This is a genomic window from Acinetobacter sp. (assembly GCF_036666595.1).
GTDB lineage: Bacteria > Pseudomonadota > Gammaproteobacteria > Pseudomonadales > Moraxellaceae > Acinetobacter.
Genome location: NZ_JAVWVO010000044.1, coordinates 1 through 940, shown reverse-complemented (window position 1 = coordinate 940; position 940 = coordinate 1). Strand labels below are relative to the sequence as shown.

1 protein-coding gene is annotated in these 940 nt (G+C 31.6%); it reads left to right on the top strand.

The features are described from left to right. The first annotated feature begins 182 nt into the window (after nt 1-182). Nucleotides 183-551, top strand: a complete 369-nt coding sequence (locus tag RR876_RS16600) for a hypothetical protein (protein ID WP_332637141.1) — start codon at nt 183-185, stop codon at nt 549-551. Nucleotides 552-940: the final 389 nt, after the last annotated feature.

The window sequence follows — 940 nt, the reverse complement described above, 5'->3', positions numbered from 1 at the left end:
GATGCAAAAGAGTTTCGTGCTGAAAGCATTGCAAGTTCTTTTCTAGTGCGTCGACGTGGGGAGTTTTGGAAAGGTGCTAAGGTTGTTGGGAAATAAAATATTCTGATATTAATGCCTATGGGAAAACTTCAAGAATTTCTCATGAGGTGTATTATGTTAATTTTAAGAGAATTAAACTTATAATGAAATTTATCATTGTAGTATTTGTATTCACTTTAATCATATGGGTTTACGGCGATTTTTCTCATAAAAAACGATTAAATTCTGCAATAAATTCAACAAATAAAATTAAAAATTGTGGCTATTTTTTAGGTATTGAGTCAACAAAAGCTAGGTTTCCTCAGGAGTATTTTGTAATACAGAATACTAAAAGTGAAAAAGATACATTCAATTTAGATCCAAAATTTGATGTGCATCTGAATATAAAACAGTCTAAAGAGAAAAAGCAAGGCAGCAAAGTTTGCTACGAATATACTTACGTTAACACTTATATGGATGCTATGAAAATTCTAACCAGCATAGAAAAAGTTAATAAGTTCCCAATCATTTAGCATCGTAAGTTTTATGCGGAAACCTTCACTCAGAGGGCTTTCTCAATTCACACACATAATACAAACATGACATTCACCATTGGTTTAATTAATTTCCGACGTAAAGCTTCACGCATTTAGTATGAGGTGTATTATGTTCATTTTAGAAAAAATTAAACTTCTTAATACGACAGAACCGTTTAAAACCTGTTTGCCTCTGGATTATAGATACAACTTATGAAAAAGAATGATATTCAACATCAAGGAAGCCTGATAAAAGCCACATTAATTTCCTCTCTTGTAGCTCCTTTTCCTTTTGTAGCAACGGTTTTAGCAAACTTTATACTTATGGCCGATTTTCAGCTAACCGAATTTATTCAGACATTCTTAGGTTTTCCATTACTCATTAT

What these genes read in the sequence shown, in the direction of transcription:
- RR876_RS16600 (WP_332637141.1), top strand. Translation starts at nt 183, where the DNA reads ATGAAATTTATCATTGTAGTATTTGTATTCACTTTAATCATATGGGTT.